This window comes from Sphingobacterium sp. NPDC055431, from assembly GCF_053644255.1.
Map to the genome: position 1 here is coordinate 20,014 of NZ_JBSHLH010000030.1, position 10,177 is coordinate 30,190.

Below are 10,177 nucleotides of genomic sequence, written 5' to 3' on the forward strand. Positions count from 1 at the left end.
TAAAGGCTAAGGTTCCTATTATTAAATTAGCGTGAATAAAATTCCCTATTTTCTGCAAATATAGGAACCATTTATCGAATAGTTAAATAATACCCCAGGTATTACAGCAATAAATCTGTTTTGCCAATTAACATTTAGTATTTTTGGAATGAAACAAAATCTATAGTTATGTTAAACTTTATCAAAGCAGGGATAATTGCTGCTTTCTTAACCACCGGAACGGTCATCATTCCGAATGCCATTCCTGATGAAGGGATGTTCCCTTTGAGCGAACTGGGCAAAGCCGGTCTGAAAAAAGCAGGATTAAAAATTAGCGAAAAGGAAATCTATAATCCCGGACAGATAGGCCTAGTCGATGCCTTGGTACAGGTTAGTGGTTGTTCTGGCTCATTTGTCTCTCCGAATGGATTGATCATCACCAACCATCACTGTGCTTTCAGTGCCGTTCAATTAGCCTCCACACCCGAACACAATTATTTAGAAAATGGATTCGTTGCGAATTCGCATGAGCAAGAAATCGAAGCCAAGGGACTGAATATCCGGATTACGGACTCTTATGAGGATGTATCCCAGAGAATCTTGGAAGCTGTTGCAAATGTAACTGACCCTAGCCAGCGTATCGATATCATTACCAACAAAAGAAAAGAAATTGCAAAAGAAGCTGAAGCCCAAGATCCATCCATCAAGGCTGAAGTTTCTGAGATGTTCATCGGCAAGAGCTATGTTTTGTTCAAATATAAAACCATAGAAGATGTGCGCTTGGTTTATATCCCTAGACAGAACATTGGAGAGTTCGGTGGTGAGACGGACAACTGGGTATGGCCTAGACATACAGGTGACTTCTCTTTCTTGAGAGCCTATGTTGCCAAGGATGGTTCTTCTGCGAAATACTCTAAAGATAATGTCCCTTATAAACCAAAGAAACATTTAAAGGTAAATCCTAAAGGTGTAAATGAAAATGATTTCGTTTTTATCCTTGGCTACCCTGGTCGTACTTTCCGTCATAGACCTGCCCAGTATATTGAATATCAGCAGCAATATTTATTGCCTTACACCTCAGAACTTTATGATTTCCAAAATCAGCAGATGCTACTTGCAGGAAAAGATGATAAAGCTACTGAATTGGCACTTGCAACAAGGATCAAGAGGAATGCAAATGTAATGAAGAATTACAGAGGTAAATTGAAAGGCTTGAGAAACATCGACCTTGTCAATACCAAGATCAAGGAGGATGAGGAATTGGCAAAATTCATTGAGAATGATGCTGCGTTAAAAGCTCAATATGGCTCCTTGATGAAAGATATAGACCAACACTACGGATTGGTTTTCCAAAATGCAGAAAAAGAATTATGGTATAACAACATCTATTCTGGAATTCGCTCCTTACAATTTGCTTCCTTGACCAATAGCTTTCAAGATGCTATTAACAAAGAATTATCAAGCAAACGTAAGGAAGAATTGTACAAGGCCAATATTGATAATTTCAAGAAACAGTTAGCTGGCCTTTATGAAAGCTTCAATCTAAATGTAGATAAAAGTATTGCAAGCAGCATGTTTGCTCAAGCTTACCAATTAAAAGATGGCAATGCCCTTCCATTTGTTGCAGCTCACAAATTCAGTAACGAACAGGCTGCTTCTGATTATATCAGCAAGGCCATCGAAGATTCCAAACTTTCTAATCAAGAGTATTTTGAGAACACGGTCCTAAAGGATGTAAATTCTTTCTTAAAGTATTCGGATGATTTAATGAAGTTTCAAAAAGAACTGGAAACGGAAATGCAGCCATTCTATGCGGAACAAAAAAGAAGAGAAGGTAATTTGAACAAGTTAATGGCGGATTATATTGCTGTAAAAGAAAAGTTCCAATCAAAAAGCTTTATCCCTGACGCGAATTCAACTTTAAGGTTGACATTTGGAAACATCAAGGGCTATAGTCCTGCAGATGCCACCTACATGGAACCCTTCACTACTGTAAAAGGAATCATTGAAAAGGGTAACTCAGGTTTAAATGAATTCACCTATCCTGAAGCAATCAAGACCAATTGGCTGGACAAGAACTTCGGAAACTACTTCAAAAAGGATTTGAATGATGTACCTGTTAACATCCTATATAACATGGACACTACAGGCGGAAACTCAGGATCTCCTATCATGAATGCTTACGGAGAATTGATCGGAGTGAACTTCGATAGAGCTTATGATGCTACTATCAATGATTTCGCTTGGAACGAGAGCTACAGTCGTTCGATCGGTGTCGATATCCGTTATGTGTTATGGATAGCAGATAAGGTTGACAATGCCCAATTCATTATCCAAGAAATGGGAGTTAAATAAGAAACAATATTTATATAAAAAACTCGGCCAGTCATTGCTCTGCAAGACTGGCCGAATCTGTTTTAACTATATTAGAATTTGGATTTGGTAATTTTCTCTGAATATGGAAGATACATTGGAAGTGCCGCTGAACCATACCAGGTATAAATAGAATAAGCCAGGTACCCCGCTTTTATAGCTGGATCAGTTTCCAGAATTGCTTTCGCTTCCTCTTCTGTCTTTATATTGTTTAGAATAAATAGACCCCTATATTGATCCGTATTCTTCCCAAAAGGACCAGCAACGATCAGCTTCTCTTCCTTAACCAACCTGTTGATATTATCCATATGGCCTTTGAAAGCCGTATTGATCAAAACTTTGTCCTGATCTTTATTTTCTCCAGTCTTCAAAACCACATAAAAGTAGGATTTCATACCGTATTCATCTGAACCTAACTTCTGTGCTAAAGCTTCATCATAGGCAGTATCCTGCTCTGCACCTGAAACCTTCTTAGGAAGAAAGATTTGCGTATGTTCCTTTCCTTGACCAGCGATTTTTACAATCAAATTCCCTGTAGAGTCTGAAGCCTTGCTATAGGTAATTTCTTGCGGGAAATCATGCTTATGATTCACAAACTTGATCTCCTTATCAGATGGTTTTCCTTCGGCAGTAAATTCAATTGGCAATCTCTTATTCTGACCCACTACCGTAGCCATCAAGACCACTTTACCTTTTTTCAATTGGATATCCAGGTATTCAGAAACCTGAGGAATAGCACCATCAATTTTGTAACCAAAGCCTTTCATGCTCTTGTCAGAAAGAACATCCCAATGTTCTTCGCTATTGCTTCCCTGTATTTCCCAATGACCTTTTAAAAACAGAGGTAATCTATCTTGGGCATAGGAAAGCTGAAAGCAGAACAGACACAGTACAGCAAATAGTATTTTCATAATTAGATGTTTTTGCAAACATAATTATTTTCAATTACTTAAATAATAGCCTATACAAATGACGGTTCTACACTTGAATATTCTGCAATAAATTGTTCTACCTTTTCAACCATGTTCTTACTTCCGATGATCAACGGAGTCCTTTGATGCAATTCGACAGGTTCAATGTCCAAGATTGGCATATCACCGGTTGTAGCTTTACCTCCTGCTTGTTCAGCAATAAATGCCAATGGATTACATTCATACATCAACCGAAGTTTCCCATTCGGATACTGATAGGTATCCGGATATAAGAACAGACCTCCTTGAATCATATTCCTATGAAAATCGGCCACTAAGGAACCAATATATCGAGAAGAATATGGTCGGTTGGTATCTTTATCGATTTCTTTGCAGAATTGCAGGTATTGTTTTATCGCTAGGGAAAACTGGTTGTAATTGCTTTCATTTACAGAATAGGTCTTCCCATTTTCAGGAATCCTTAAACCTGGATGGGAAAGACAGAATTCTCCAATAGATGGATCCAAGGTAAAGCCATTCACTCCCTTTCCAGTAGTATAAACAAGCATGGTTGAAGAACCATAGATCACATAACCTGCGGCAACTTGTTTTCTACCGATCTGCGCAAAATCAATGTTCTCGATCTCTTCTCCAGAGCTTACTCTTTTATAGATGGAGAAAATAGTACCTACTGACACATTTGCATCAATATTGGAAGAGCCATCCAAAGGATCAAAATAAACCATATACTTACCTACAGCATATTTATTTCGTTTTGTCAGATCTATTCCGTCTTCATGTTCTTCAGAAGCTAGATAGCAGCATTCGCCAACTCGTTCCAATGCATCCATAAAGTAATGATCAGCAAATACATCTAGTTTTTGTTGCTCCTCACCTTGGGCATTGGTATTACCTTGCTTCCCTAGGATGTCAGCCAGGCCAGCTTTATTTACTTCCCTATGAACAATTTTAGCGGCCAAAGAAATCCCTTGTAGCAATCGTGTCAATTCTCCTTTTGCTTGGGGAAATTGAGTTTGTTGCTCAGAAATAAATTGCTCTAATGTTTGAATTCCCATTTCTCTTTTTATTAACTCAATACCTTTTCAACTGGTTTCGGGATAAATTGAGCATAATTTTCATCAAACATTCCCTTTAATTTTTCCGCTAACTCCTCATAAGCTTCTGGATTGTCCCAAACGCGTTTAGGATTTAATAGATTAGTTGGGATTTCAGGACATTCCCTTGGCATCTGAAGGTTAAAAATCGGATGTTTTTCATATCCTGCTTCGCCAATATGGCCCTCCATAGCAGTACGGATTAATTGACGGGTATATTTTAACTGTATCCTTCTTCCTACGCCGTAAGGACCAGCTACCCAACCCGTATTGACCAACCAAACTTGGATATCCGGATTTTCTTCTAGTTTCTTCCTTAACATTTCCGCGTAGTGCATAGGATGCAATGGCATAAATGCAGCACCAAAACAAGCAGAGAAAGTAGCCGTAGGCGTCTTTACTCCCATTTCTGTTCCTGCTACTTTAGCTGTATATCCATTGATAAAATAATACATGGCCTGTTCAGCAGTAAGCTTGGAGATCGGAGGAAGTACTCCAAATGCATCCGCACTCAAAAAGAAGATATGCTTTGGTGAAGCACCATATCCTCTAGGATTTACATTTTCCAAAAATTCGATTGGGTATGAAGCGCGCATGTTTTCTGTGATGCTGCTGTCGTCATAATCTGCTTCACGAGTCCCAGGTTTAAAATTCACGTTCTCCAATAATGCACCAAATTTGATAGCATTAAAGATTTGTGGTTCATGTTGCTGCGTCAAACCAATGGCCTTCGCATAGCAACCTCCTTCGAAGTTAAACACCTCATTTTCCGTCCAACCATGCTCATCATCTCCGATCAATAAACGACCATGATCAGATGATAACGTTGTTTTACCCGTCCCAGATAGGCCAAAGAATAAAGCAGTGTCGTTTTTCTTACCGACATTTGCAGAACAGTGCATTGTTAACACGTTATGCTTTAAAGGCAAGTAATAATTCAGTGCAGAGAAAATCCCCTTCTTAATCTCTCCTGTATATGCCGTTCCGATGATGATAACCACTTTACGGGTTAGATCCAAAACCACACAGTGTGAAGTTGGCAAGCCCAAGGCCTGGTAATCATCAACTTTTAAATTTGAAGCTGCTAAGACTGTCCAATCAACTGGTCCTTGCGTTTCAACATCTACATTGATAAACATATTGTTCACAAAAATATCCTGACAAGGACTTTGGGTAACCGTAAGTACATTTTGGGAATAATCTTTATGATTACAAGCTTGTACAGATCTTACATAAATGGGATTTAATGAAAGATATTCAGTTACTCTAGCCAGCAACAGGTCAAACAGCTCGATGCTCATGGGTTTGTTTACTTTTCCCCAATTTACGTGCTCTGCTGTATCGGAGTCTTTTACGATAAATCTAGACTCTGGCGAGCGCCCTGTAAAAATGCCAGTTTTGAAACTCAATGCTCCTGTTTCTGTTAAGGAAGCTTCATTATTTTTAATCGCTCTTTCCACCAGTTCTGGTACTGGAAGTTGAAAATAAATTGGACTTGAAGGACGGATCCCAAGTGACTCCAATTGACTACTGATTAAATTTGTCATATATAGGATTTATTTTGCGAACAAAGCTATATATATTTTTAGCAATAAAAAAAGTAAATTTAGCATATTGTAAAATTTACACAATTGTAACTACCTTATTTTCAATTAAATAAAATGAAAAATATAGATATAATTAATTTAGCAATTTTATACAGCAAATACTAGCCTTTTCTATAATGTGCCTTTAAACAGTTTAAATGCATTTTTCAACGTTTTTGGCGATTTTTAAGGGATTTTAAGGTATTTATTATTTTAATTGAAATGAAAATGTAGCGATAATTCTACCTTGCTAAAATGAAATGACAATATACTTTAATAAATTGACAATATATGTTAAAAATTATTCCAATTTTGATTAAAAATGAAAGGTAAAATTTGAACTTACTCAAATAAAAAATCCCTCAAATCCTATGTTAATACTAGACTACCATCATTGCTTCTCTATAAATTTTAGGAATCGTGACAAAGCTTAAATAATTCCATACATTAAGATTACCATTTCAATGTAATTTGAGACGTATATTTACCTTATGAAGAACATCCAATATTCTCTACTGGAATTAGCCACTTTAAGAAAGAATAATACAGCCACTGAAGCGATCGAAAGAGCTTCAGAAGGCGCCAAACATATTGACAAACTAGGTTATACCAGGATCTGGCTCGCCGAACACCATAATATGGAATTTATTGCCAGTTCGGCCACTTCAGTTTTGATCGGCCATATTGCGAGCCAAACACAAAACATCAGGGTTGGTTCCGGAGGGATTATGCTCCCTAACCACTCCCCTTTGGTGATTGCGGAACAATTTGGAACTTTGGAATCTATTTATCCCAACCGAATTGATCTTGGTCTTGGGCGAGCTCCCGGCACCGATCAGGTGACCGCAATGGCACTTAGAAGGAATAATTTAAATACGGCATTTTACTTCAAGGATGATGTGCAGTCTCTACAACGATATTTTAGTTCCGACAACCACAGCTCCAAGGTTCGCGCATTCCCTGGAGAAGGTTTAGAAATCCCTATCTGGATTCTGGGGTCCAGCACGGACAGTGCCTTTCTTGCTGCGGAATTGGGTTTACCCTATGCATTTGCGGCACATTTCGCCCCAAATATGTTAAAGGCCGCTGCCGATATCTATAGAATGAACTTCAAACCATCCGAACAATTGCAAGAGCCTTATTTTATGGTTTGTGTAAATATAGTGGCAGCAGAGACCAATGAAGAGGCCATATTTTTATCCAGCAGCTTGAAGAACCTTTTTGCAGGAATAGTGACCAACCGGAGGATGCCTTTATCAGCACCAACGGAAAAACCCATTTTCCACGGAATACCTGAAATCGAGCAAGCAGTCCAATCCATGACTTCCAGTACCTATACAGGCAACCCTGAACAATTGGCCAGGACACTTAAAGAATTGATTGAGGAGGTAAATGCACAAGAGATCATGACCACTAATTATATATATGATGACCAAAAAAGATTGAAATCTTTTGAATTGATTAAGGATACTTTCGATTTAATTAATAAAGAATAAGCAATTTCAACACATTCAGGTAATAAATAAAAGGGGATTTAACGTAAATCCCTTTTTTTATACCCTAACATTAGGGTATTGATAAAAAATATTAATAAAATAAACTCAAAAAACACATTTCTCTAAAACGTTTATGGTTATTTACTGTTATATTTACTACATCACACAAAACTAAATCTTTGTTAAAAAGATTGCGAAACAAGTGGCACATTAACGCTTGTCTAGCTTAATAAGGTACAAATATTATTAATGTGATTTAGTAATTAACAATTTTGGAGATATCAGTTAGATGTCCTTGGAGGGGTATGAATTTATCCAAAGGGTTAAAACATTGATTGAAGCAAAAAAAGTGAATTTCTAAACAAGTGAATCTAAACTGTTAGGCTATGATTATCCAATCATAGCAAGATTTGCATTGCACTAAAACGCTTTATATCTATTAGTGAATTTAATTGAGCTCCAATGATTAATAAAAAATTAGATTATGATTTGGAATTCTGCATATCTAGACCCACACCTGAGTAAGGTGCCTAAACACATTTACAGCCAAATTGTGAATGACGAGGAATTGCCTGCCGAAAAATCAGACGCAATTTACATTGCTATTATTGGAGGTGGTCCCAAAGGTTTTTATGCTCTAGACCGTTTTATTTCTAAAGCTATAGACCAAAACATCCATAAACCCATCAACATTCATTGGTTTAATCACAACCGAGAATTTGCCTCTGGACCTCACTTCCAACCTACCCTGCCTTCCTATCTCATCATGAATGATTGCATAGCAGAAATAAGCTGTTGGGAAGAGCCTGAATCGTCACATTATATTCCAAACAGATTAAAACTTATTGATTGGATCCATCAAAACAAATCTGCAGAAAGCAGCCCTAACCCTTCTGACTTCTGTTCTAGGGAGCTGATGGGACTCTACTTAATGGATGCTTTGCACAAGACCTTAAGCCATAAACCCAATCAGATTGAAGTCAACCTGGTCAACAGCAATATCTTGGACATGGATATACACATGGACAGAGTACAACTGACAAGTTCGAAAATGACTTTGCCCTTCCAATACGAATCAGCGATTTTTTGTACTGGCCATAGTTATTCCAATATGGAGGAAGAAGATCTTTTAGCATCTGATTGCAATGAAAACATCCTCTATCTTCCGCAAACTTACCCTGTGGAGCTATTGGATGAGATTCCAGCACAGGTCGATGTTGCCATCAAAGGAATAGGCCTGACCTTTATGGATGCTGTCCTACACCTTACTGAGGGCCGAGGAGGAATATTTTATAAACAGGACCATGAATACCGCTATCTTCCATCTGGATATGAACCTATTATCTATCCTTTTTCAAGAAGAAACCTCCCTATGCTACCGCGAAATGCATTCTGGAATGGAAATAAATATGAACTAAAAATAATGAATGAGGACTGGCTCAATTTGTTGAAAAGTAGAAATGAACCCCTAAATTTTGAAAGGGATATACTGCCTACCTATAACCTTGAAGCACAATTGGCCTTCTACACCTATACACATGCGACCCAAGAGCTGACTTCAGCAGAAATCCTGGAATTCATTGACACTTTTGATGCGACCAAACTTTTTTCTATCTCCGCACTCATCGATCCGATGACCTATTCTAAGGTGCAGATGGAAACAAATTACCATGAGTTCATTGTCGATCTTAGCATTTACAGCATGAAGCTTTCAGAACAAGGTGAGCTAAAAAGTCCAATGGCTGCTGCAATTGCAGCAATTCGGGAAGGCTTCTACCTTATTGCCGAGCTCTTCTCCCATAATGGTTTTGACGAGGAATCCCAGGAATCCTTTGAAAAATATTGGCAAGGATTCATTAACCATACCGCTTTTGGACCTCCAAGGGATAGTATCGATAAATTGTTCTGCTTGGCCAAGGACGGCTATGTAAAGTTTATGTTTTCTGAAGAACCAGTTATTGAGGTCCAACCAGAAGCATTACTTTTAAAGAATTCCTATGTAGAAAAAGAATTTAATTTCCTGATCGATGCCCGGATACCAAAAGGCAACCTGAAGCTAAAAAACAACAAGCTATACGAACGGATGCGAAGGAAAGGATATGTGCAGGAAATTGTCAATGGAAACTATAGTAATGGAAAAATAGCTGTTGATAAGGAAGGAAAACTTATTGGCAATATACAGAATGGGCTTATTTATCTGTATGGAATCCCAACCGATGGAACATACTTACAAAATGACAGCTTATCAAGAGAAACGAATAATTTCAGCAATACCTGGTGTCAGGCTACCTTAGAAAGGATAAAGAATAAATCGATATTGGAAAGCAGACCAAATTATAGTCTAGCCTTTTCCAATGTTAATTACACAAACTTAACACCGAATTAATACACAGATTAAAGTCTATTTATATTTTTGATAATAAAATTTATTAAAGATGATAAAAGACGAAGTATTGACACAAGAATCGAATTCTATATTGATAGAATTCCTGTATGATGGTGATGATTTTAATTCAGAAGAGGATTAAAATCCACCATCATTTTTTTTACCCCTCCCCCATTTACAAAACCAACCCCATTACACTTCTTAATTTTTACAATTCGATTTTAGAAGAATCGAATAATTTTCTGTTTTCAGGCTTTAAGCGCTGAACCATCAAGCTATAAAACTCTTTTTCAATATCATGCAATATATTTAATTTTTAATTACATATATT

At 37.4% G+C, this 10,177-nt stretch carries 6 protein-coding genes; 3 read left to right on the forward strand and 3 right to left on the reverse strand.

Features of this window, described 5'->3' with window-relative positions; all coding sequences use genetic code 11:
* Positions 1–168 precede the first annotated feature (168 nt).
* Entirely contained in the window at positions 169–2,334 is a 2,166-nt protein-coding gene (locus tag ACWIB3_RS17925; RefSeq protein ID WP_454292297.1) for a S46 family peptidase, read from the forward strand.
* Positions 2,335–2,405: 71 nt separating this feature from the next.
* On the opposite strand, the gene ACWIB3_RS17930 is transcribed toward ACWIB3_RS17925, so the two are convergent.
* From ACWIB3_RS17930 to pckA, 3 genes are read right to left on the reverse strand one after another with little or no spacing between them, the layout of a single operon-like run.
* Positions 2,406–3,263 (reverse strand): DUF6265 family protein, encoded by an 858-nt coding sequence (locus tag ACWIB3_RS17930; protein ID WP_454292298.1) that lies wholly within the window; start codon positions 3,261–3,263, stop codon positions 2,406–2,408.
* 50 nt (positions 3,264–3,313) lie between these two features.
* Positions 3,314–4,339 carry a class 1 fructose-bisphosphatase gene (fbp, locus tag ACWIB3_RS17935; protein WP_454292299.1) on the reverse strand — a complete coding sequence of 342 codons (1,026 nt, stop codon included), beginning with the start codon at positions 4,337–4,339 and terminating at the stop codon, positions 3,314–3,316.
* Positions 4,340–4,350: 11 nt separating this feature from the next.
* Positions 4,351–5,925 (reverse strand): phosphoenolpyruvate carboxykinase (ATP), encoded by a 1,575-nt coding sequence (pckA, locus tag ACWIB3_RS17940; protein ID WP_454292300.1) that lies wholly within the window; start codon positions 5,923–5,925, stop codon positions 4,351–4,353.
* Between the two features lie 530 nt (positions 5,926–6,455).
* Between pckA and ACWIB3_RS17945 the strand changes: the two genes are divergently transcribed.
* Together ACWIB3_RS17945 and ACWIB3_RS17950 are read left to right on the forward strand one after the other, a co-directional pair.
* Positions 6,456–7,460, forward strand: a complete 1,005-nt coding sequence (locus ACWIB3_RS17945) for an LLM class flavin-dependent oxidoreductase (protein WP_454292301.1) — start codon at positions 6,456–6,458, stop codon at positions 7,458–7,460.
* A gap of 484 nt (positions 7,461–7,944) precedes the next feature.
* Positions 7,945–9,846: an FAD/NAD(P)-binding protein gene (locus ACWIB3_RS17950; RefSeq protein WP_185211921.1), complete on the forward strand. Its 1,902-nt coding sequence runs from the start codon at positions 7,945–7,947 to the stop codon at positions 9,844–9,846.
* Positions 9,847–10,177 lie beyond the last annotated feature (331 nt).